This is a genomic window from Hymenobacter crusticola, from assembly GCF_002154225.1.
Taxonomy (GTDB): domain Bacteria; phylum Bacteroidota; class Bacteroidia; order Cytophagales; family Hymenobacteraceae; genus Hymenobacter; species Hymenobacter crusticola.
Genome location: NZ_MTSE01000004.1, coordinates 307939 through 332564, shown reverse-complemented (window position 1 = coordinate 332564; position 24626 = coordinate 307939). Strand labels below are relative to the sequence as shown.

Genomic DNA, 24626 nt, shown 5'->3' with positions numbered 1-24626 from the left:
TTAGGCAGTTATTTCTACACACCTACCGCAGTTTCTATGCTTCCATTTTTACGCATTGGGCGCAGTGCGTCAGCTTATTCATTCTCGTTGCTATTACTAGTTGTATCCTTCGTAAGCCAGGCGCAAACGTGCCCTCCTGCTACTAGTACCTGCACGCCTGGCTCGGCGCCGAGCACCAACTACCCAGTTGGTATGGGAATCTTCAACGTTACGCTAGGTACTATTAATAATACGACAACCGGCGTGGCCGATGGCTATAAGGACTACGCTTGTACGCAGAACGCCAACTTGACCCTAGGTACCACCGTCCCCTTTACGGTACAAACCAACGCCTCCGCCCCCGAAACCGTGCAGGCGTGGCTCGATCTAAATAACGACGGGAGCCTCAACGCTACTTCGGAGCTCATTTACAGTAATACCGGGACAGGCCAGCACACCGGCACCATTACGCTACCCGCCACCGCCGTTACCGGTGTCCGGCTGCGGCTGCGGGTAGCAGCCGATTATGTCTATTCGCCAGTACCCACGCCTTGCTCTACCCCGCAATACTCCCAAACGGAAGATTACAGCGTAACATTAAGCGCCAGTCCCCTAGCTCCCACGGCTGAGTTCATGGCAGCTCAACCTCTTACCTGCTCAGGGTGCGTGCAGTTTACTGACCAGAGCCTAAACGGGCCTACTGCTTGGCTATGGGACTTCGGCGATGGCACCACTAGCACCCAGCAAAACCCTCAGCACTGCTACACCACGCCGGGCACGTTCACCGTTACGCTCACGGCAACTAATGCCATCGGTGCAAACACGCGCACGCGCAGCAACTACATCTCCTACGACAACGTGCTGCCCAAAGCGGCTAGCTGCACGCCTATCACCACCGATTATTGCTGCAACTACGGCATCACCCAGTTTACCCTAGGTTCGCTGACCAAAGCCTCCGCGACTGGGCAAGCGGGGTACGAGGACTTTACCTGCTCGGGCAAAGTGCAGCTTACCGAAGGTCGATCATACCCACTTAGCATCACAACGGGTACCGGCAATGCCCAGGATACCCGTGTATGGCTAGACCTAAACAATGACGGCAGCTTCGATCCGGTGACGGAGCTAATCTTTCAAGCACTAAACCGCGCAAACCCAACTGGCACGTACACTATACCGAGCACGGCCGTGAAAAATCAGCCGTTGCGCCTGCGCGTGTCGTCGGATTATGTAAACGCCAACTTTGGGCCTTGCACCAACTTACAATACGGGCAAGCAGAAGATTACACCGTAACTGTACTGCCTAGCACGCAACCGCCGACAGCCGCTTTTACTTCTAACTACGTGCTAGGAGGTTGCCAAAACCCAGTCCAGTTCACCGACCAGAGCCAGAACGTACCCACTGCTTGGCTGTGGTCTTTTGGGGATGGCACCACCAGCACCCAGCAAAATCCCTCGCACACGTACACCGCTTCGGGTAGCTATACGGTATCGTTGAAGGCCACGAATGCCTACGGCACCAACACCACTCAGACTGCTAATTATATAGTAATCAGTGTTCCGTGTGTGTCGTATTGTGCTTCTAATGGTACAAACAATGCATTTTGGATAACTAGCGTGAGCCTAGCAGGCGCTGCTTTGCCCTTGCCGTTTACCAGCATCTCGGGTGCCGATGCTGGCGGCTACGGTAATTACCTCAACCGCACAATTACCTTAGTGCGTAACCAGAGCTACACGCTAACCGTTGCCACAAACCTCACCAATTTTCACACTACCTCCGTGTGGATTGACTGGGACCAGGATGGCATCTTTTCTAACGCTGAGCGCATCGCCGACGTTAACACCACGGGAGCTTTCAGCGGCACGTTCACCGTACCAAACCTTACTGGCAACCTACTACGCATGCGCGTGGTGGCCCGGCTCAATACAAATGCGCCGAATGCGTGCTTGACCAGCCAGCCCAACGCGGAAACCGAAGACTACTCAGTGGTGCTTAGTACCACCACGGCCACTACGGAAGCGAGCAGCTTACCTGCTCTCACGCTTTTCCCCAACCCTAGCACCGACGGAATGCTGCACTTGCACCTAGCCGAGGCGAGTGCTGCCGGTTTCTACACTACCACGGTGAAAAATGTGCTAGGTGCCCGCGTACTCAACACAACTCTTCAGCTTACCCCCGCCCGCGACGCGGAACTAGATCTTTCTGCTTTGCCGCGGGGCCTTTACCTGATTCACCTGCAGGACAGCCGCGGGCACACGGCCGTGCGCCGCATAATGCGCGATTAACCATTTCTTTGCTTACGCCCAGACTCATCCTGCGACGCGGTCTGTGCTCTTCTTAGTTTCTTACTTGTTTATTTCTATGCAAAAACTTCTACTGCGCAGTTTGGTGGCGTGGTTGGTCTTACTGATTGTGCAAGTGGTACCCGCTGCCGCTTCTCATCTTATCGGGGGCGACATCAGCTACCGCTACCTAGGGGTTAGCCCGGCAAATAATACACTGTACCGCTATCGGATTACGGCTTTAATCTATATCAATTCGGATTGTACGCCGGGCACGAACCTCTCCAACGTGCCTGACGGACGGAGCAATATTTTCGTTAGCCTCTACGACAAAGCCTCCGGCAACCGCATCAACAGCGGCCAAGGCAATCCCGTGTACACGTCAATACAAACGGGCTGCGGCGTAAGCATTACCCAAAACGAGCTGCAACCGAACGGTACTTTCCGGCTGCCACGCGTAGCCAACCCTGCTATCACGCCCCCCACGCCCGGCGGCTGTACTACCTCAGGCAGCGCTCAACCTAAGGTACGTCTGTGCCGCTACGAAGCAGACATCGATTTGCCCCTGTCCTTTCAGGGCTACTACGCTGTGTATAGCGACGGCACCCGCAACGCTGACATTGCAAACCTGCGAAATCCCGATCAGCAAAATCAGACCATCTATGTGGAGATGGCCCCACCCCTGCTGCCGAACTCCTCGCCTACTTTCTCCGACACGGCCGTGGTGGTGATTTGCCAGGGCGATACGAGCCTGCTCCTAAACAACGCGGTTGACCCCGACGGCGACCGGCTAATTTATTCTTTTAGCACACCTTACAGCGGCTCAACTGGTTCGCCGACCAATTTTTCGCTACCAAACACCGTGACCTATAATGCTGGCTACAGCGCTACCACGCCGTTTGGATCGGGCCCCGGCAACTACGCTTCGCTGAACGCGAGTACTGGCCTAAGCCGCTACCAGGCTGCGGTTATCGGGCGTTTTGTAGTCGCCGTAGAGGTGAAAGAATACCGCACCATCAACGGTGTTGAAGTTCTGATCGGCTCCACACGCCGCGAGGTACAGCTGGTATCCCGGCAGTGCCAGCCCAACCAAACGCCGAAGTTTACTGCGCCTACGCTCGCTACACGCTCCTTTACTATTGAAGAAGGACAATCCGTCAACTTCAACCTAGCTTCCACCGATGCTGATGGCAATCCGATAACTCTGCGCGTGAACAGCGTGTTGCTGGATGGTGCGGGAGGCTTTGATGCGAGTTTTGCCGGTCAGCCCGGCGTCGTGCAGCCGGGCAACGTGACGGGCACGGCCTCCGTCACTGGAACGGGCGGCAGTGTCAACGGGCAGTTCGTGTTCAACTCCAAATGCGGAAATGCGCGCTTGGCTCCCTACGACGTAGTCGTGACGGCCACCGACGTCACCTGCGGGGCCAAGAGTGTGTCGGAAGTGTTTCAGGTTACCGTAGTAAAAGCGGCGAGTCCAGCCAGCTTAACCGGCGATAACACCATCTGCGACCGGAGCGCTGCGTACACGTATACTGCGGGGGGCGCCTCGGCTGGTACGTATCAGTGGCGCGTATACGGCGGCGCAATTCAGGGCGCTAGCACCGGCAACACCGTGCAGGTGCGCTGGAATACTATCGGGACCGGGCGCATTACGGTTCGTAGCCTCTCCTCGCAAGGGTGCCTTTCCGACTCCGTTTCGCGGATGGTGGAGGTACGGCCCGTTGAGTTGACGATCACGCCAAGCGCATCTTCTATTTGCTTGGGAAGCGATGCGACGCTGACCGTTGCGGGCGGGCTCAACTACACATGGACGGGTGGCGGCCAGACGTTTAGCGGCTCCTCCATTACGGTTAGCCCAACCCAAACCACCACCTACACAGTAACCTCTACGAACGGCCAATGCACGGGTACCCGGCAGGTAGTCGTGACGGTGAATGCAGCAGCGGTGGCCAATGCCGGGCCCGACGCTACATTATGCGCCGATAAGCGCATCAGGCTAGGTACCCCTGCGTTACCAGGACTAAGCTATCAATGGAGCCCTGTTGCCAACTTGAACAGTGCCACGGATGCCCAGCCTCTGCTCACTGCCATAAACACCACAGCCAGCCCCCTTACGCTAACTTATACCGTGACGGCTACCGCCGCAGGTGGCTGCACCGCTATCAGCACGGTGCGTATTACCGTGAATCCGCGGCCGGCGACGGATAGCATCAACGGCACAGCTTCCGTGTGCCCAACGGTGCAAGGCGTAACGTATAGCATCCGCAATCCGCGCAACACGGCGTATCAGTGGGTGGTAGCGGGTGGTAGTATTGCCAGCGGCCAGGGCACCAATACCATCACGGTGAATTGGGGCGACACAAATGCTAACGCTAGTGTCAAAGCCTTCACGCTGAACTCCTTCGGTTGTTCCTCCGATACCATTGCTTTGCCGGTACGCATCAATCGGCAGCTTGCTACCGCACGGCCAACCGGCCCGCTTAGCGTATGCCAGGCCGATGGGCTCTTTACTTACCAAACGCTCTATACTAATGGCTCTGCTTACGCTTGGCAAGTTATTGGGGGTACGCAAGTGAGCACTAACCTAGCTTCGGTGCAGGTGCGCTGGAACCAAGTAGGCGTGGGCAAAATCGTCGTAACCGAGACCAGCAACCCAAGCGCTGCTATTCGGTGCCTAGGGCAGTCAGATACCTTATATGTAAACGTGTTGCCCTCGCCATCGGCTAACTTGGCGCTTAGCGGTCCAGATCGAGTGTGCGCGAGCAGTGGCACCATCAGCTTCTCATTGCCCGGCGCAGCTAGCTCCAAGTATCAGTTTGCGCTGAACGGTACAGCCCTTGCCAGCACAACCAGCACGGCTATATTCACGACGCCTGCGGCAGGAACTTATACGCTTACAGCTCGCGAAACCAACGCCAGTGGCTGTGCGGGACCAGTTTACACGAAGCAGTTCATTGTCGATCCGACGCCTGCGCCGGTGACCATCAATGGTCCGCGCAGTGTATGCCCGGAAAACCTGAGCGGCTTGCGCTACTCCGTAACGGGTCTCGCCGGCTCTTCCTTCCAGTGGACCATTGGAGGGGGCACCGTTGTAAGCGGCCAAGGCACTAACGGCATCGTGGTAAACTTCACTGCCGGCACAGCAGCTAAGACGATCAGCGTGACCGAAACCTCTAGCTTCGGCTGCAACAGCGCCATTAACACGCTTACCGTCACCCCCGACAACGTTAGCCTCAACCTACAGCTAGCTTCCGTAGATGCGCAGAGCGACACCAAGATTAACCTGAACCTAGCAGCTATTAGCAACGCTGGTAATGGCAACCGCATCAACATTCTGCGGCGTGATGCAGGCAGCACCGGTGCTTATATGAACGTCGGCAACGTGGCCAACACTGCCGCTACCTTCTCCGATACCAACGCTGATGCCGATGCCCAGGCTTACCAGTATCAGCTGCAACTAACCAATGCTTGCGGCACGGTACTCAGCAGTACCGAACACACCACCGTCCGCCTCGAAGCAGTAGCTACGCCAGGCCAAGGCGGGCGTGACGAGGGCCGCGTAACGCTACGCTGGAACGCCTACCTAGGTCTTAGCATCACGCAATATGCTATCTACCGCCGCGTAGATGGAGGCGCGGAAGAATTAGTACAAACCGTGCCTGCGACTAGCGGCACGCAGTACACGCAGGAGTTGATCACCGGCGCGCAAGGCTTCAACCAATGTTTTCGCATCCGGGCTGTTTCGTCAGTCGCGAACCTAGGTCCTTCGCTCTCTAACGAGGCGTGCGTGGAATTTGAGAACCCATTGGCGTTCTATAATATCATCACACCCAACGGCGATGGAGTGAACGACGTGGTGTACATCGACAACGTGCAACTTTATCCCGGCAACACCTTCACCATATTCAACCGCTGGGGGAAAGAGATTTACTCGACTTCCAACTACCGCAACACTTGGGGCGGCGAGGGAGCTTCGGCGGGTGTGTACTACTACGTGTTTAAGCTAGCCGACGGCACCAAGAAAAAGGGCTGGTTCGAGATTGTGCGGTAGCCCTTCCTGAACCACGGATTCGAGCGGATTTTTCGGATTTCACGGATTTTGTAGTTGCAAGCCGTACTTCGGAAAATAGAAAAGCCTTTCCATAGCCAGGAAGGCCTTTCTATTTTCCGAAGTACTACTGAACACTGAAAAAGAATTGTCCACAAAATCCGTGGCATCCGAAAAATCCGCTCGAATCCGTGGTTCAGATGTAACTTTGCCTCGTGAGCAAAGCAGCAAAAATTCCGGCGGAGGCACTCCGCGAAGTCGAAATAACCGACATGGTGGCCGAGGGCAAATGCCTCGTGCGCCACAACAACATGGTCATCTTCGTGACGGGCGTCGCGCCTGGCGATGTGGTCGACCTGCGTATTACAAAATCCAAGAAGAGCTTCCTAGAAGCCGTTCCCACCCACTTCCATAAGTACTCTGATCTGCGGGTGGAGCCGTTCTGCCAACACTTTGGTGTGTGTGGCGGCTGCAAGTGGCAGCATATCGGCTACGATACCCAGCTACACTACAAGCAGCAGCAGGTGGAAGACACGTTGGAGCGCATTGGTAAAGTAGCGCTTCCCGAGGTGTTGCCGATCAAACACTCGCCCGCGCTTACCTATTACCGCAACAAGCTCGAATATACATTCAGCTTTATGGGTTGGCTTACCGCTGAGCAAATTCAGGACGAGACGCAGGAATACGACCGTCGCGTGCTAGGTTTCCACACGCCCTCCCGCTTCGATAAGATTATTGACATTGAGCACTGCTGGCTTCAGCCAGAACCTAGCAATGGGATCCGGCTAGCCATCCGGGAGTACGCCCGTGAGCATGAGCTGCGTTTCGGCAACTTGGTAAAGCAAACGGGGTTGCTGCGCAACCTAATTATCCGCACCGCCAACACCGGCGACCTGATGGTGATACTGCAATGCTACCGTCAGCACCAAGCCATTGAGCCGCTACTCGATTACATCTATGAGAAGTTTCCGCAGATCACCTCGCTGAACTACGTGCTCAACGACAAGGGCAACGAAACCTTCCACGACCTAGAGGTGGTGTGCTACAAAGGCGAGCCGTACATACACGAGGAGATGGAAGGCTTGCGCTTCCGCGTCGGGCCGAAGTCGTTCTACCAAACCAACTCGGAAGGCGCTTACGGGCTCTACAAAATTGCCCGCGACTTTGCTGGCCTCACCGGCAATGAGTTGGTGTATGACCTGTACACCGGCGCCGGCACCATCGCCAACTTTGTGGCCCGCCAAGCTAGGCATGTAGTAGGCGTGGAGTACGTGGAGCAAGCCGTGGCTGACGCCCGCGTTAACTCGGAAATCAACAACGTCACTAACACCGAATTCCACGCTGGCGATATGAAGGACGTACTGTCGGCCGAGTTCATCGCCGCGCATGGCCACCCCGACGTCGTCATTACCGATCCGCCCCGCGCCGGCATGCACGTGGATGTGGTGCAACGCCTGCTCGAAATGCGGGCTCCGCGCATCGTGTACGTGAGCTGCAACCCCGCTACCCAAGCCCGCGACCTTGAGCTGCTAGATGAAGCGTACCAAGTGACGCGCGTGCAGCCGGTGGATATGTTCCCGCATACACACCATGTGGAGAACGTGGTACTGCTAGAGTTGCGGTAAGGTCCACACCTATATATCATGCTGACCCACGAAAAGCTAGATTTTTACGTGCACTATAAAGGCAACTGGGAAAACTGGCTTCGTAGTCGCGAAGGGATACAGACTCTTAAAGCCGAAACATCTTGCCTGCTGCAAGATGAAGATTGCTTTTTGATTGATAATGCTTTACAGAACTTGTACCTCATCAAGAATGGACTTACTGAAGACGCTTGTGCAAAAGAGCTTAACTCTTCCTTGTTGACTAGTTGTGAAGATTTTAGAGTTGTGGAACGGCTGAAAGAATTAATTCCATACAAGTATGGGTTATGGGGTACAAAGCGTTTATCGAACCGATTCATTAATTGGGTATCCCATTTATTCAACTAATTCTTCTTTATTACCCTCTATGGACTACGCCAACGACCCCGAATTGAACGGCAAATACCTAGGTACCATCACCAAGGATTTCGCTACGGTTTCTGATACGCTGATGGAAGCGTCGTCGCAAATTCGGAAGCGCGACATTTCCAAGTACCCAATTTTCGTGTTTGCTCGCCAGGAAGTGCCGCTTGGTGGCTTGCTGGTGAATGCTGATGAGCTAAATCTGGAGTGGCATGTATTTGCCTCGTACCTCGAGCTCTTCGTGCAGCAACAGATCATTTCACCGGAAAATGTGGAAGCCTTCGAGCAGACCTACAAAGAGCCGAATGAGTACTGCTGCCTCTTCGTGCTGGATGAGGAGTTCACCAACTTCGTGTACATCCCCTACCCGGAAGACTGAACCACGGATTCGAGCGGATTTTTCGGATGCCACGGATTTTGTGGACGATCAATAACCTAGGTTTTAGTCAATAGAAAGCCTTCCCACTGCTGGGAAGGCTTTCTATTTTTTGAAGAATAACTTCTGGGTAAGAGTAGGTGCAGAAACAAGCCATCCACAAAATCCGTGGCATCCGAAAAATCCGCTCGAATCCGTGGTCTAGAAATGAGTGAAGCCTTGCGCTTGCAGCGGCACCGGCTGGCCAGCTTTGGTTACTAGGTTCGCCCCTTCGCTCTTCACCATCATGTTGCCGATGATGGTAATATCAGGGTGGTGCTTGAGCTTGTCGTAGTCAGAAAGTGGCACCGTGAAGAGCAGTTCGTAATCTTCGCCACCATTGAGCATGCACATGATGGGGTCGAGATTAAACTCGCTAGCTGCTTCCAACGTGGGATTAGCGATGGGCAGGTTCTCGGAAAAAATGCGGGCACCCGCGCCCGAAGCAGCGCACAGATGCAACAGCTCGGAAGCTAGCCCATCGGAAATATCGATCATGCTGGTAGGCGTGATACCTAGGTCCTTCAGTTCGTGCACGATATCCATGCGGGCTTCGGGGCGGAGCTGGCGCTGCACCACATAGCCGTAGTTGCCGAGTTCGGGCTGCATGTCGGGGTCGGCGAGGAAGGCTTGCTTTTCGCGCTCTAGCACTTGCAACCCCATGAACGCACCTCCTAGGTCGCCGGTCACGCAGATGAGGTCGTTGGGTTGAGCTCCGCTGCGGCGCACCGCTTGCCCGTTAGGTACTTGTCCCATAGCCGTGATGCTAATGGTGAGACCACCTCGGCTGGCGGTGGTATCGCCCCCCACAAGGTCTACATTATAAGCTTCGCACGCTAGGCGCATGCCTTCGTAGAGCTCCTCGATAGCCTCTACTGAGTAGCGTGCTCCAATGGCTAGGCCCACTACAATCTGGGTGGGCAGGGCGTTCATGGCGGCAATATCTGATACGTTGACAGCCACCGCTTTATAGCCCACGTGCTTGAGCGGAGCAAACGTTAGGTCGAAGTGCACGCCTTCCACGAGTAAGTCGGTGCTCACGACCATGTTGTTGTCGGGAGCAGGCGTGATGATGGCCGCGTCGTCGCCAATACCGAGGGTAGTACTCGGTTGGCGAAGGGTAACGGTATTTTGCAGGCGGCGAATCAAACCAAATTCGCCTAAGGTTTCCAAAGGAGTTACGTCGCTCATGAGAGAATGCGGATTAGCGTGGGACAAAGGTAAGGGCAATGGCGTTGCAACGCAGAGTGTCGCACGTAGCTTCGGCTTCTTGGGTGATTAAACCACGTGCGCTAGCTCCACTGCAATAATTATCGCTCAACGATACGCGAAGCTGAGGCTTCGCGCTACTCGAATAATTAACTTTGTTTACGCGTTATTACTCCCATGAAAAATATTCTTCCCTTTGCCTTCCTTATTGCGCTTGCTAGCCTTGATGCCTGCAAAACCGATCGGTCGCCCAAGACCGTAGATTTAGCGTCACCGGCAGCGGCCAAAGCGCAGCTTGAGGTGTTACGCGACTCTGTGGATGCCCGTTGGACACAAATGATTGCCAGCGACGACGCCAAGATCAGCGCAACACGGCAAGTACTGCGCGAGCTTGCCAACCAACCCGGCATCGACCGCACCCAGCTTCAGCAGCTGACTCGCGCCAACGACCGGCTCAAAAATGTACGCTACAACCAGCAAACTATGGCAAGCTCAGCACAAATCGATGCCTACGATGCCGCCCAGGACTCTCTGCTGCATGTGCTTTACCCAATAGCGCAGCCGACTGGTGGTCAGCAAAACGAATTGATACGCAATCTAACGGAGGGTATCCAGTCTTCGGATGGTGAAGTGGTCGGCTACCGTTTGCGCTACGACCAGGCGGCTAAGCAGTTCAATAACTACTTGCAAGTGCACCAAGATCAGCTTTCCAAGCTAGGAGGCAAGTACAGCAAGCTACAGCCGCTTCCGCTCTTTGAGCTTCAGCAATAGCCTACTTCATAGCTTCGTGCCGGTAACTCCTCCCGTACCAAACCATTGTTGTGCTTTGGTAGACAAAGTGTTACCTTTCATCCATTACTTATATCTTCTAAAGAAAGCGCTATTACCAAGGACAGAATCAATTACAAACTGATTTAATTCCTACATTTTTGCACCATCAAATTACCAGTTGCCTCCGTGCTGCTTACCCTTCCCCTCACTATGTCATCCCAAACGCATTTTTTACGTCCGTCAAGAATTCTTACGGCACTTGTTTTGGGATTGATTATGGTAGTTGCGCCCGCTTGCCGCGATGCACGCATGCTCACTGTAGGCCCGGAGTGCAACGTACGCGCCACCGTGCGCGACCTGACAGCATTAGACGGCTGCGGTTTTGTACTCGAACTGCCTAACGGCGTACGCTTGTCGCCGGATGCACAGGTTTGGGAAGGTTTCACACCCTACGAAGGTCAGCAAGTGATGATTCGGTTTCAGGAGATAAACCGCTCTACTACCTGCCAAGTGGGCCGACCGGTGCACATCTCCTGCATCACTGAAATCCAACCTACGTCGGGGCAATACTAACAAGTATGCTAGCCTCAAAACCAAAAGCGGCCCGGAGTATTCCGGGCCGCTTTTGGTTTTGAGGCTGTAGTCCGCTTTATAGCTTCGCCATTTCCTCGCGCACAAAATCAGCCAAGGCACGTAAGTAGCTAGTGCTGAAATCAAAGCGAATACCGGCAGCGGCATAGATGTCGCCAATTGGAGCCGTGTAGCCTAGCGCCAACGCCCGCTTATAAGCTGCAAGACCTTCCTGCGGATTCTGGCGGAAATTGCGCCATACGGCAATGGCACCGAGCTGCGCCATGGCATACTCAATGTAATAGAATGGCACCTCGTAAAGATGAAGCTGCTTTTGCCACATGTAGGGTTTGAAGCGCTCTAGGCCTTTCCAGCTTACTGTACGCTGGTTGAACTCATCAAAAATTTTCACCCAGCAGTTGTGGCGCTGTTCCACGCTGTGGTTCGGATTTTCGTAAATCCAATGCTGAAATTTGTCGATGGTAGCTACCCAAGGGAAAGTTTCTAACACGCTTTCCAAGTGCGTTTTCTTTGCTCGACGCAACTCGTCTTCGTCGTTGAAAAACAGGTCCCAATGGTCCATGCTCATTAGCTCCATACTCATGGAAGCTAGCTCGGCAACTTCTGACGGTGGGTGCTTATCGGCAGAAAGCGGCAAAGAACGCGTCAGGAAGCTGTGCACAGCATGGCCACCTTCGTGCAGCATGGTTACCACATCGCGCAACGACGAGGTAGCATTCATAAAAATGAACGGCACGCCCGTTTCGTCGAGCGGATAGTTGTAGCCACCAGGAGCCTTGCCCTTGCGCGACTCTAAGTCGAGGTGACCCATTTGCCGCATCGTGCGGAGGCAATCACCTAGGTAAGGATCGAGACGCTGGAAAACGGTAATGGTTTTCTCCAGCAGTTCCTCTCCCGTATCGAAGGGCCGCAGCGGTGCCTTCCCCGATACGTCCACATCAAGGTCCCAGGGACGCAGCTCTAGCAATGCTAGGTCCTGGCGCCGCTCTAGGTCCAGCTCATCGATGAGTGGTACCACCGTTTCGCGGATGGCCCGGTGAAAAGCGAAGCAATCTTCGGGCGTGTAGTCAAACCGACCGAGTGCGGCAAACATATAATCGCGGAAATTAGAAAAGTCCGCATTTAAGGCCATTTGGTGCCGCAGCTGAATCAGTTCGGTAAAGAGTTGATCGAGAGGCAACGCATCCTGTTGACGGCGGCTTTGCACGGCATACCACGCTTCTTCCCGCACCGCCCGGTCCGGGTTTTTGAGCCGGTCGGCCGCCCGAGGCAGAGTCATTTCCTCGCCGTCGAGGGTCACCGTCATGGCGCCTACCGTAGCAGCATACTGCTGCTGTTTGGTACTGATATCCGTTTTGAGGGGAATGTTCTCGGGCCGGTAGATTTCCAGGGCTTGCCGCACGGAGCGGATAAACACACGGTAACGTGCCGGATCCAGCCCCCCTAGGTAATCCGAGCTCATCATCTTCTCGTTGAGCGCGTGGTCGTAGGGGGCAACATTGGGCTCTATCTCACTCACAAAGTACTGGAAGGCCTCCGCACGAACGGCATCTTGGGTGTCGCACGTCATTTGGATGTAGCGCCAAGCTAGGTTCTCACTCAGCACGCTTTCCAGCTCGCTACGATCAAGCAGCCACCTTTCCAGCTCTTCCGAGGAGTGGACGTTACGGTCGCGAAGCTCCAGAAAATAAGGTTCAAGGGTAGCCCAATCAGTAACGGTAAAATCCTCGGGCAAATACTGGCGCGGTGGACGCCGAGTTTCCGTGGCCGAGGCTAATTGAGGTTCAGGGGCGGCATTTATCATGGGTACAAGATACGCTAACGTTTCTTTCCTGTCAGGACTTTTTGATGGCGCGGCTATAATTTCCCGCGGAACTAACCTAGGTCACAACAAGAGGATCGTAGGTTCAAAAACGACAGCCGCACGCCTGGTTAGGCGCTGGCGGCCACGCTAATCAATTTCAATTACAACGTCGTCGGTTAGGGGGTGGCCCACGCAAACGAGTACATATCCTTGTTTCAACTCGGAGTCAGAAAGACCCTCACGTTCATCCAAATGCACCTTTCCCGACAAGCATTTGCCCCGGCAGGCGGTGCACAAGCCGGCTTGGCAGGAGTATGGTAAATCAATATCTAGGTCGAGTGCCGCCTCCAGAATCGTTTGGGAAGGTCCTACTTCTATCTCATACTCGCTGCCTTCGTACTGAATGGTCACGGTACGCGCTACCACTTTTCCGTCATCCGCCGCTGCTGATACGTCGCCGTGGCCATTAGGTTGAGCTGCTGCGGCTTCCATGGTTTCGGCTGCCGCTACAAAACTCTCCCGCCGGATCTGGTTGGCTGGCACGCCCAGCAAATCGAGAGCAGCACGAGCCTCAGTCATCATGCCTTCCGGTCCGCACAGATAGTACTCTGCTTGCTCGGCAGGAAACTGGTGTTTCTGCTCCAAAACACGCAACAGCATGGTCCGGTTGAGCCGCCCTGTATGCTGGTGCGGGTCGGGCGTAGCTGGCTTAGACGAGGTGAAGCGGCTAAAGAAAGATGTGCTTTTGCTTTCCGTTTTGCCGGTAGGCTGGCTGTACACGTGCTCTACCTGAAATCGATTAGGATATTGCTCTTGCAGCTTTTGGAGCTGGCTGCGGAAGATAACGGCTTGCTCGTTACGGTTGCCATACACGAGCAGCACATGGCTATTGGGCTCTTCGTGCAACACAGCTTTCAGAATGCTCATCAGAGGAGTAATACCGCTCCCTGCTCCTACTAACACCAACGAACGCGCTGCTTTAGGGCTAGGCTTCACAGTGAAGTTGCCGAGCGGCGCCATCACTTCCATTTGCTGACCTACTTTTACTGTATCAAGCAAATAATTGCTCACTAAGCCCCCATGTACCCGCTTTACCGTCACCGATAGGCGCGGCGCTTCGTGAGGAGTGCTGCTGAGCGAGTAGGCCCGGCGTTCCTTTTTACCGCCTGGGCCGCAGGGCAGAATCAGGGTTAAAAACTGCCCCGGCTCGCTGGCAATCGGCTGACGATCGGGGTGTTCGAGGTGAATAGTTACAGCGTCGTTGGTTTCGTGAGTAAGCTCGACGACGTTGAGCGTAAGGTAAGGGCTGCTCATGTAAGCAAAAAAGCTAGGTTGAGTAGAATAACCGAGATGGGGTGCCGCTGGTTCGGCACAGCAGCAAAGTACGGACTTTTGTTGCGGACGACTTAGCTTGCGTCTTTGTTTACTTACCGTCCATCTCCGGGCAAGACCTAGCTTTACGCTGGGCCCTCGATCTTATGCTTTCTACTTTGCTCCAACAGCACCATGCTGTTTTCGGTCCTGTGCTCCCCGTTGATTTGAACGCCGCCGACGTGTGCCGTCTTGATTTTTCGGCTACTAACCCAGATCTGGCCACCGCCGACTTGCGCGATAGTGCTTCGTTTGAGCAAGTGGTACAAGCTATGCTGGCGGCCCAAAACGCCCAGATCGGCGTGGGCGGATATCTGGAGGACCGTGTTATCTATCGGCGTAGTCCTGGACTGTTCGGCGACCCCACCGTGCCTGCCCGCTCGCTGCACCTAGGAGTAGATGTGTGGCTGCCTGCTGGCACGCCCGTTCTAGCGCCTTACGCCGCCACCGTGCATAGCCTAGCCGATAACGCGCACTTCGGCGACTACGGGCCTACCGTTATTCTACAACACGACCTAGAAGGCACAACATTTTATACTCTTTATGGGCACCTAGGTCGCCGCGAGTATAGCAGGCTGCACCCCGGCCAGGTGCTAGAGAAAGGCGCTGCATTTGCTACGGTTGGTCCTTATCCAGAAAACGGCGATTGGCCGCCCCACTTGCACTTCCAGCTCATTACCGATATGCAAGGCCGTTCCGGCGACTTCCCAGGAGTCGCTTTGCCATCCGAGCGAGAGCAGTGGGCAGCCCTGTGCCCCGATCCGAACCTAGTCTTGCAAAGCCGTTGGCTCGTCTAAACCACGGATTCGACGGATTTTTCGGATGTCACAGATTTTGCGGACGATTTCTTACGGGAGCGAACAAGGACAAGTCGTCCGCAAAATCCGTGACATCCGAAAAATCAGCTCGAATCCGTGGTTTAGATTTAATCAAACTTAATGGCCGTTACAGGTCTGATGCGCGAAATCAGGTACGTTGGAATCAGTACCGCGAGCAGCGACGTGCAGAACGTAGCCACGTTAAGCACCACAATGATAAAGGGGTCCCAGTGGATCGGCACCCGGTCCATATAATAATTCTCGGGGTCGAGCGGAATGAGGTGAAAGAAGTACTGCATCGCACAAAAACCTAGCCCTACCAAATTGCCATAGAGCATGCCGCGTAACGTAAGGCTCAGCCCCCGGAAGAAAAACATGCTCCGGATCTGATTGTCGGTGGCACCGATGGCTTTGAGTACCCCAATCATGTTGGTGCGCTCCAGGATCATGATAAAAATGGTGGCCACCATGTTGAAGGTTGCCACAAAGATGATGAGCAACAGGAAGATAACCACGTTGCGATTGAGCAGTTGAAGCCAGTCGAAAAGCTGGGCGTACTGCTCCGTAATCTTGTCGAGCTTTAGGTCGTAAGGTAGATTTTCGTACATACTCTCCGCCACGGGATCGAGCTGCTTGAAATTACGCAGCACCACCTCTACCCCGCCCACCAGCGAATCGGGCCAGGCGTTCAACTGCCGAATCTGCCGGATATCACCCAACACAAACACGTCGTCGAACTCATCGAGCCCCGTTTGGTAGATGCCTTTTACTTGGAACTTGCGAACCCTCGGTGGATTTTGGATAAAATAGAACAGCGCCTCATCCCCAATTTTTAGGCGCAGCTTATCCGCAATTTTGCGGCTGAGTAGCACATCGGTGCTGGCCGCCGTGTCAGGGAAAGTCAGAAACTTGCCCGCGACCAGGTTCTGCCGCATCGTAGAAGGCGAGGTTTTCTCGTCGATGCCTTTGAGCACTACCCCCAGCACTTCATCGCGGGTTTTAATGATGGCCGTTTTGCGCGCAAATGGCTGGATGGCCTTCACCTGCGGGAAGCGCCGCAGCTCCGACACCAGGCGGGGCTCGCCGATGGGCTCTACTTCGAGCGAGTTGTTGGTGTCGTACTTACTGATTTGCAAGTGCGACCCGAAAGAGAAAATCTTGCTTTGTATCTCATTTCGAAAGCCTTCCAGAATGGCAAACGACACAATCATAACGGCCACGCCAAGGGCAACGCTGATTATGGCTATTTTTGTGACCGACGAGGTAAAAGAACCTGAGTCGGCCCCATCAATTTTGTGGGATATGTAGCGCGCAATATTCACTGCCGTAAAGCTACACGTCTGTAATCAGTTTTCCAGTTCACTTTTCAGATGTCTTTACCGCTTTTAACCGGCCTATTTGGCCTGTCCTTACTTTTTACCGACGGTCGTTGCGCCTCATCGGTTACGCGCCTGCCGCAAACGGCTCGTTTAGCTACCACGTCAACTTCCGTTCCGAAGCCTAGCTTGCAGACCGGCGCCGAGCAACTCGAACGTTATTTACCTCAGCTAAAGGGCAGACGGGCAGGCTTGGTTGTCAACCAAACGTCACGCTTAGGTCGCTCTCACCTCGTAGATACGCTGCTTACGCAAGGCATTCAGGTCAAAACTATTTTTGCGCCCGAACACGGCTTCCGCGGCGACGCCGATGCCGGAGCCACCATCCACGATGGGCTTGATGCCCGCACGAAACTGCCGGTTCTTTCGCTGTACGGCGCCAACAAAAAACCATCCAAGGAGCAGCTTGCTGCGGTAGACATCGTGGTGTTCGATATTCAAGATGTTGGTACGCGCTTCTATACGTACATCAGCACGCTGCACTACGTGATGGAAGCTTGCGCCGAAAACCGCAAGCCGCTTCTCGTCCTTGACCGCCCCAACCCCAATGGGTGGTACGTGGATGGCCCCATCCGGGAAGCAGGGTTAGAGTCGTTCGTCGGTCTTGATCCGTTGCCGATTGTGCACGGCCTAACTGTGGGGGAGCTTGCTCGCATGATCAACGGCGAGAAGTGGCTGCCTAATGGCGCTCAATGCCCTTTGACGGTAATTCCGATGCAAGGCTACACACACGCCACGCGTTATTCACTACCGGTGCGCCCCTCTCCTAACCTGCCGAACGACCGTGCTATAGCGCTTTACCCATCACTATGCTTGTTTGAAGGCACCGATGTAAGTGTCGGGCGGGGCACTGACACACCTTTTCAGTTGCTTGGCAGCCCCACCCAACCTAGCACACGTCCTTATCGGTTTACGCCTCAGCCCACAGCGGGAGCAGCCAAACCGATGCACGTAAATGTGCCGTGCTATGGCCAGGATTTAACCAAGCCGCAAGCAGGTGAAAAGCCTGGTTTCACCCTAGCCTACGTGCTAAATTACTACCAGCAATCGACGGCTAAAGACAAGTTTTTCAATAACTTTTTTGAGAGGCTAGCAGGTACCAAGGCCCTACGCGGACAGATTGAAGCCGGTAAGTCAGAACAGGAAATCCGCCAATCGTGGGAACCAGGGTTGAGCCAGTTCAAACAGGCCCGTAAGAAATACTTGCTATACACTGATTTTTGATGGTTGAGCAGCAACTAATTAGTCAACCACCTAGCCATTCCTTCTTTTCTATGCTCCGAATCGTTTTTATGGGCACACCTGAATTTGCGGTGCCTACTTTGGAATCTTTGCTCAGGTGGTCGGGCTGTCAAGTGGCAGCTGTCGTGACGGCGCCCGACAAGCCTGCGGGCCGCGGCCGGCAGCTCGCGGCTTCAGCAGTGAAGCAGGCGGCAGTAGCGCACGGCTTGCCAGTATTGCAACCGACCAACTTAAAATCTCCCGAGTTTCAAGCCGAACTTAGAAGCTATGCGGCCGATCTGCAGGTGGTCGTAGCCTTTCGCATGCTGCCCGAGGCCGTCTGGAACATGCCACAGCTAGGTTCTATTAATATCCACGCGTCGCTGCTCCCCCAATACCGAGGTGCGGCCCCCATCAACTGGGCGCTTATTCACGGCGAAATGGAAACGGGAGTCACGTCCTTCTTTCTACAACATGAAATCGACACGGGCAATCTAATCTTTCAGGATGTGGTGCCCATTGCTCCTGATGACGATTTTGGTTCTCTCTACGAGAAACTCAAAACCACTGGTGCAGACCTAGCTTTGCGCACAGTGCAGGCTATTGCCGCCGGCGTTGCCCCTAGCCTACCGCAAGCTACCAGCAGTGATCTGCGCACTGCCCCCAAGATTCAAAAAGAAACTGGCCGCTTGGATTTCGCTCAACCAGCATCGGCGCTCGTTAACTTGGTCCGTGGCCTGTCGCCTATTCCCACAGCTTTCACTCAGCTACCAGATGGGCGCGCACTCAAGGTGTTCAAGGCGGCGGCTCTATCTGAGGCTAGCGCGGGTCCAGTGGGCACGTGGCACTCCGACGGTCGCACGTATTTGCGCGTGCAAACGGCGGCTGGCCAACTAGACTTACTCGATGTTCAAGTAGAAGGCAAAAAGCGGATGCTGGTTGCTGATTTTCTGCGCGGTTTCAATGCTGCGGCACTTCAAATTCCCACTGCATGATTGCTTTTGTAGTAGCCGTTGCTGACAATGGCGTGATTGGTCGTGACAACCAACTCATCTGGCACCTGCCCGCTGACTTACGCCATTTCAAGGAACTAACCCTAGGCCATCCGATTGTCATGGGCCGGCGTACATTCGAGTCGATTGGTCGCCCGCTGCCCAAACGCACGAATATTGTTGTGACCCGGCACCCAGAATGGCAAGCCGAAGGCTGCACGGTAGCTTACTCCGTCCCGATGGCGCTAGAGCTCGCGCGCCAGCAGGATGAGCAGGTATTTATTATTGGCGGAGCTGAGATCTACCGCCAGGCCCTAGCTGCCGCCGACACAATCTACCTAACCGAAGTGCATCACTCGTTTGCAGGTGACGTCTCCTTCCCTGAAATCAACTCCAACGAATGGCGCGAAACAACCCGTGAGCGCCACGAGCCCGACGAAAAACACGCTTACGCCTTCAGCTTTGTAACGCTGCAAAAGAGGTAAGCATAATGGAGTACGGGAGAAACTGAGTCCGTCCTTAAACGTCTTCACTCAGTTCCTCCCGTACTCCGTTATGCTTTAGCGCAGCAGCACGAGTTTGCCCCAATCCTTTTTAAAGGCTTTATCGGCAGCGGTGCGGCGGTGGCCAAACTGGCTGGTGGGGTCATCCATCACCACGCGGTAGAGGTAGGTACCATTAGCGAGTTGGTCGCCAAACTCATCAGTGCCGTTCCAGGCGTACTCAGTGATGTTGTTGCCAATGTGCAAAGGACCTAGCTCATTCATCAGAATCTCGCGCACTACTTTGCCCGTCAGCGTCATGATCTGAATCTTCATGTTGCGTGGCAGTTCGGAGCCCGTGAGGGTGAAGACGAACTTCGCTTTGCTGGTAACAGGGTTTGGGTACGGGAAAACGTTTGTGATAGTCGAAGCACTGATTACTTCGAAAGATATCTTGTAGTTTTCTGTGCCAGCTGCTGAGTTATTGGCATCGCGGGCTTGTGCTTCTAGGGTATACACCCCGTCAAGCAGTGGCGTTGCTTTTCCCGGCTGGTACTCCACCCGAGCAATCCCCTTCGCTGAGTCGGCGCTGAAAACAATGTTGGAGTTTGCCATGTCAACTTGCACCGGCGTAGCCTGTCCAGGGCGCGTGAGGTACAAGTTGAAGTTTCTTGCTTTGGTGACTGGTTGAAGTCGGTTTTCGTCTTTCAACTGCACCACAATTGTGGGCGTCGGCGAGACGATGTCCCCGTTCAGAATGTGTAAGCCATCGAAAGCCACGTCCAATACTGGCGGTACGTTGTTGTCAGGTACTGTAAAGGCAGGCAGCGGAAGTTGATTGTTGAAGTAGTTTAATTCGGGTAGCAAGCGCGGATTTACGTCCACCTCGCCCGTGATGGTGCCCGAGAGTCCAATCACATTGAGCTTTACTGGGAATACCAACGAGCCATCGGCCTTGAGCGTGGCAGGAGCGGTAACATCATCCGTGCGTACCACATTCTTGCCGTCGCGGACTGTAATCCTAGCTTTCAGCGGGGTGCCAAAATCCACGGCGGACACGTTCTGGAAGGTAACTGGCAGCGTAATGTAGCCGGTGGAGGTAGCTTGCTGCAATAGCGTGGCAGCGTCGTAAGCTGTTGCTGGCGTCACTAGGTCACGCCGCACGACGCCTTCAGGCACACCTTGGTATGCCACCAGCCACTGCTCTAGTTGCGGCGCTGTCCGGTTGAGAGTGTCGCGCATCTCTAGTACGAGTTGCAAGTAGGGATATTCTTTGGCTGATATGCTGCTGAGCGCAAAGGTTCGATCGGTTACGCTAGCGTTTAGCACCGTTTCGGTACCGGCTGCATTAATTCCTACTAGGCTTAGCGTATAGCTATCTGAGGGCTCCGTTCGAACGGTGTGATAGAGCGTGTTCCACTGCTGAGCCGGACCAATACGCGTGGAGGTGATAGTTGCTTTTCCGGTTTGGGTGCGCATGGTGGCATTTAGTGCAACCACCTGTTCAGCCCGCGGCACTGTGCTGCTGGCGTCGTAGCTAAGTTCCTGTACGGGGTTAGCGCCCGCGCCCACTTGGCCTACCAACGCGAAGGGGTCACCGTCCTGCAACTGATTGATGAGGCGCGAGCCAAGGCTAGCTAGTTTAGCTTTCAGCGCGGGCGTAAACGTTGAGAAGTTTACCCGGTTCATAGAAACCATGGCTACGTAAGCTCCTTCAGGCACTTCGTTGAGCAATGCTAATAGCTGGTTCTGCTCGGCGGATGTATTGATATTGTCGGAGCTGCTGCTGGCGAAGTGGTAGAAAAATTGGTCTTCCTGCCCACATATATAGTAGCGGTTGCCAAATTTCGGCACTCGTTTGAAAGAACGACCGTTAAACACGGCTACCAAGATATTGGGTAAGCCTGTCGAGCAGTTATTCACGAAGGGGCTGCTACTATTGAGTACTGTAATGCCATACGAATTCTGAAAAGTGGACCCTGCTCCAGTACTTCCCCCCTGCGTGCGCAACGTCAATCCTTGCGTTATTTCACTGAAGGCCCACTTGCCTGATGGTGCCGCCACATTAAGCCCATCCGTGAGCGCATCGCGCTGAAACTGTCCGTGATGGCTCTGCGACCAACCACCAGTGCTACCCGTAATCACCCGGAAAGAACTGGTAGCCCAATCTGGATTTTCGCCAGTTTGTGGTGATTGGAAGCGCAAGCGCCAATACCACACTACACTATCGCGCCCAGCAATGGAAGGGAGCGTAGGGCGCCACTCGGCCAGCAACGTGCCATCCACTTGCGTGCGACGCGCTAATGGACTGTTAAATGTTGGCACTGTATCTAGCTCCATATCAAACTTGCGCGCCCCCCCTTTCAGGTCATTAGTTTGTCCAACTAAGTGCACAGTATTAGAAGCCACAATTCCGAACTCGGGTGGGTTCAGCGCCGTTACGCCCCCCTGCAAAAAGCTGAAGTTGATGCTAGCTTGGTTGTTTGACTCATCCAGTTCATCCACTTCATTTTTGTAATCTACATTGACAACGAATCGATTATCGCCGAAGACAACACCCGTATTAGGGATTTCAATAGCATACGTCGTATCACGCCAAGCTTGTCGGAAGGCTTTTGGTGTAATCAAACGAGGTGCTTGTCCCGTGATTTGGCGTGAAACTGAAATTCGCACCGAATCATAGGTCACTTTGCCGGTATTCTTCACCTTCACTAGCAAATTGAACCTGTCTGACGAAGCCTGCACGGGCCCCGTACCGATCGGCTTGATTTGCAATAGGCTATCGGCAGTTGCTAAATCAGGTTTCGCGGGTGCATATAGTTTCAATGCAGGATCACCCTGCCAGATGGTGCTCATCAGCATGTTAATACCCGCCGCATTGCTGACACCAGGAGTGCTACTTACGTAGATCGGCATGAGTCGGCGCGCTACTTCATTTTGCACAACAGCAACTGGCTTGCCGTACCAATCTGGTTCGTTGAACAGCAGTTTATATAGTAAATCGGCGTAGGTATCTAGGTTGCCGTCGAAGCCAAAGCTAGATTCAGCCATGAATCCGATTAAGCCTCTGTCAGCAGCTAGGGTCCATTGCGTACCAAATGAAATATTGGAATCACCAATGGTAAAAGCGTTGCCCGCAGCACAGCCATAAAAGAACATGATTGGATACTTGCCCTTGTTATTATAGTTGTTGGTCGGGTCGTTTACGTTACCTAGGTTTAGATCAAAGGTGTTGAGGGAGCCGTGCCCAAAGTACGTCATCAATGACAACCCCTTGTTCAGCTCCGAAGCAATGTTGATATTAACCGGGAAGCTGTCGTAGCTGCCTACTGTAGAGCGGGTGTACGTTTTGACAACCTTTCCTCCGAAAAGTGGCCGTTCTACGTGCAACCTATAATTGTTTAAGTAGCCCTGAAACTGAGCAAACTGAGCAGGATCTTCGCCGCCAGCTAGGTGTAGCACATTTTTGCGCCACGGCGCAATACCCGTAGCTTCGTGCTCTTTCAACTTGTTTAAATAATTCAATACTTCAGTGGGCGTTTGCGCCGAAATTCGCCCAGTAGCCATTTTTGCCACATAATCATCTTTCTGCCAATCGGCGGTGAAGAAGGCGTCGGAAGCACTACGCGTACTCGTTGGCACTAAGTCTTTTACAGCCCACGTATTAGGAGCTTGGCGATGATATAAACCAAGCGACTCTCCCGTAATTAAACCTTTGCCGAGCAATAATAAATTCTTGGCTCGGCTATCTGTCAGCATCCATTGGGCAAACTGCCGGATAGCTAAAGCTGATTTCTCGCCGTAGTGAAACTGATTGTAGAGCTGCTCCGTCGTAACAACCAAAGTATCATAGCGACCACCAGCGACTGACGCACGATAGTCGGCGTACGTACGCACTGGATTAGCAACGCTGCCTACGGGCTTCATCAAGGCCGTATTACTTACGATCAGGAAGTTGTGCGCACTAGGCGCGATAGTTCGAAAGCGTATCCTTTGCGCAGGCAGCGGTACCAGGGGCCGAGCCATATCAGCCACTAGCAATTGACGCGTGCGCCCAACCGCTGCTGGAAATACAAAACCCCTTTTCGTACTGGTTACGGATTGGCCCTCAATGCGCTGCACGTTGTAAGCATCTGTTACATCGTACCCATGAGTGGTAGCTGGAATAGTATCAAGAACGAAGTACGGCTGCTCACTTAAGGTTGAATCATTGGAGAAAGCGATGCTACGCCGATTAGAAAACCAGCGGTTTGTTTGGGGGTAAGTAAAACGTGTATATCCCATACGATACCTATCAGGAGTGCCACCAGTAGGGGTAGGATTAACCGCATCAAACCGCATTACAATTCGCCGATCATTTTGATTTATTATATAATCGCGTCGTAGCTCGTAAGTACGTTTGACTTGTACATAGCCAAAGTATTGTATCACATCAAGTTGTGGTGTTCCTCCTGATACAGTAAACGTAGAAACCTTGGTCACGTGATTGGCATTTGAACTCCCTGCCAATAGAATCTCTACTCTTGGTTGCGGACCCAGAGGCGACACGCTACGTACGGAATCAGCAGATGAATAACCTACATTGCCATACGCTAACTCCGCAGATAAAAAGCCTTCTTGTGGATCAGCCCAGCTTTGCCAAACGAGACTACTCAAACTGACATTGGAGTAGTTATCTTTTTGAATTTTAAGGCTTGTCTGCATCCGATACGGATGCGGTGTTCCTGTACCAGCTAGGTTCGACTCGCTCATGCGCTTACCTTGCGCTGTGGCCGCTACAGTCAGGAAGTACGCAGCAGTGTCGGTGTAAAGGCTGTATAAGTTGTGGGGCTGGTCGCTGGCATTTTTGTACATACCTCGGTCGAGTTGACCGTCGTTGCGCTGCCCGTAGAACTCAACAAAGGTGGTTGGGTCTAACGCTGTTTGGTTACCGCCAACATAAATAGCAACTTCTTTACCTCGTCGCCATAGCTGCAACCGACGCGGATCAGCGCTGCTTAAGCCTGCCTGCGTCAGGTACTGATAGTCAAGCTTATACAAGCCGTTTTGGGCAACCTTAATTTTGTAGTATGGCTGACCTGGTACAATCCACTCGTTGCCATAAGGGCCTGACTGCGCCACCGCGGAGCCATCACACCATAGAAATAAGCCCAAAAATAAGCACCAACTCAGTAAGTGGTGAAAACGGTAACGTTGTAGCATCCGGTAAGAAATAGGAAGGTCACGGATAGGTCAGACAACTGCCCAACTCGGCAGTGTTCTT

General features: G+C 53.7%; 16 protein-coding genes. 11 read left to right on the top strand and 5 right to left on the bottom strand.

Annotation, left to right across the window (positions count from 1 at the left end; translation table 11 throughout):
• Positions 1–36 precede the first annotated feature (36 nt).
• From BXP70_RS30925 to BXP70_RS10565, 5 genes are all read left to right on the top strand, one after another.
• Positions 37–2262: a GEVED domain-containing protein gene (locus tag BXP70_RS30925; RefSeq protein WP_086594036.1), complete on the top strand. Its 2226-nt coding sequence runs from the start codon at positions 37–39 to the stop codon at positions 2260–2262.
• 76 nt (positions 2263–2338) lie between these two features.
• On the top strand, positions 2339–6310 hold the full coding sequence (locus tag BXP70_RS10580; protein ID WP_086594035.1) for a T9SS type B sorting domain-containing protein: 3972 nt from the start codon (positions 2339–2341) through the stop codon (positions 6308–6310).
• A 212-nt stretch (positions 6311–6522) separates the two neighbouring features.
• Positions 6523–7932: a 23S rRNA (uracil(1939)-C(5))-methyltransferase RlmD gene (gene rlmD, locus BXP70_RS10575; RefSeq protein WP_262490754.1), complete on the top strand. Its 1410-nt coding sequence runs from the start codon at positions 6523–6525 to the stop codon at positions 7930–7932.
• 18 nt (positions 7933–7950) lie between these two features.
• Positions 7951–8298, top strand: a complete 348-nt coding sequence (locus BXP70_RS10570; RefSeq protein WP_086594033.1) for a hypothetical protein — start codon at positions 7951–7953, stop codon at positions 8296–8298.
• Positions 8299–8317: 19 nt separating this feature from the next.
• On the top strand, positions 8318–8692 hold the full coding sequence (locus tag BXP70_RS10565; protein ID WP_086594032.1) for a hypothetical protein: 375 nt from the start codon (positions 8318–8320) through the stop codon (positions 8690–8692).
• A 198-nt stretch (positions 8693–8890) separates the two neighbouring features.
• Here the strand turns inward: BXP70_RS10565 and thiL are convergent, their stop codons facing one another.
• Complete coding sequence (thiL, locus tag BXP70_RS10560; RefSeq protein WP_086594031.1) at positions 8891–9919, bottom strand: thiamine-phosphate kinase; 1029 nt, start codon at positions 9917–9919, stop codon at positions 8891–8893.
• A gap of 195 nt (positions 9920–10114) precedes the next feature.
• Here thiL and BXP70_RS10555 point away from each other — a divergent pair, with 195 nt between their 5' ends.
• Together BXP70_RS10555 and BXP70_RS10550 are read left to right on the top strand one after the other, a co-directional pair.
• On the top strand, positions 10115–10708 hold the full coding sequence (locus BXP70_RS10555) for a hypothetical protein (protein ID WP_086594030.1): 594 nt from the start codon (positions 10115–10117) through the stop codon (positions 10706–10708).
• A 276-nt stretch (positions 10709–10984) separates the two neighbouring features.
• Positions 10985–11281, top strand: coding sequence for a hypothetical protein (locus tag BXP70_RS10550; protein WP_086594029.1), 297 nt, complete (start codon positions 10985–10987; stop codon positions 11279–11281).
• Between the two features lie 76 nt (positions 11282–11357).
• Here the strand turns inward: BXP70_RS10550 and BXP70_RS10545 are convergent, their stop codons facing one another.
• A complete protein-coding gene (locus BXP70_RS10545; RefSeq protein WP_086594028.1) occupies positions 11358–13103 on the bottom strand; it encodes a M3 family oligoendopeptidase in 1746 nt (581 codons plus the stop codon).
• Between the two features lie 147 nt (positions 13104–13250).
• Positions 13251–14417 (bottom strand): ferredoxin--NADP reductase, encoded by a 1167-nt coding sequence (locus BXP70_RS10540; protein WP_086594027.1) that lies wholly within the window; start codon positions 14415–14417, stop codon positions 13251–13253.
• 164 nt (positions 14418–14581) lie between these two features.
• Between BXP70_RS10540 and BXP70_RS10535 the strand changes: the two genes are divergently transcribed.
• Positions 14582–15271 (top strand): peptidoglycan DD-metalloendopeptidase family protein, encoded by a 690-nt coding sequence (locus tag BXP70_RS10535; protein WP_086594026.1) that lies wholly within the window; start codon positions 14582–14584, stop codon positions 15269–15271.
• A 128-nt stretch (positions 15272–15399) separates the two neighbouring features.
• Here BXP70_RS10535 and BXP70_RS10530 read toward each other — a convergent pair whose 3' ends face one another.
• Positions 15400–16614, bottom strand: coding sequence for an ABC transporter permease (locus BXP70_RS10530; protein WP_086594025.1), 1215 nt, complete (start codon positions 16612–16614; stop codon positions 15400–15402).
• Positions 16615–16662: 48 nt separating this feature from the next.
• Between BXP70_RS10530 and BXP70_RS10525 the strand changes: the two genes are divergently transcribed.
• The 3 genes from BXP70_RS10525 to BXP70_RS10515 are packed head-to-tail and all read left to right on the top strand — an operon-like array spanning position 16663 to position 19366.
• On the top strand, positions 16663–17892 hold the full coding sequence (locus BXP70_RS10525; protein ID WP_086594024.1) for an exo-beta-N-acetylmuramidase NamZ family protein: 1230 nt from the start codon (positions 16663–16665) through the stop codon (positions 17890–17892).
• A 50-nt stretch (positions 17893–17942) separates the two neighbouring features.
• Positions 17943–18884, top strand: coding sequence for a methionyl-tRNA formyltransferase (gene fmt / locus BXP70_RS10520; protein ID WP_179197659.1), 942 nt, complete (start codon positions 17943–17945; stop codon positions 18882–18884).
• A complete protein-coding gene (locus BXP70_RS10515) occupies positions 18881–19366 on the top strand; it encodes a dihydrofolate reductase (protein ID WP_086594022.1) in 486 nt (161 codons plus the stop codon). Before fmt ends, BXP70_RS10515 begins: the two co-directional genes overlap by 4 nt.
• 75 nt (positions 19367–19441) lie before the next feature.
• Here the strand turns inward: BXP70_RS10515 and porU2 are convergent, their stop codons facing one another.
• The gene (gene porU2, locus BXP70_RS10510; protein ID WP_086594021.1) at positions 19442–24565 is read right to left on the bottom strand and encodes a putative type IX secretion system sortase PorU2; all 5124 of its coding nucleotides are present in this window, start codon (positions 24563–24565) and stop codon (positions 19442–19444) included.
• Positions 24566–24626 lie beyond the last annotated feature (61 nt).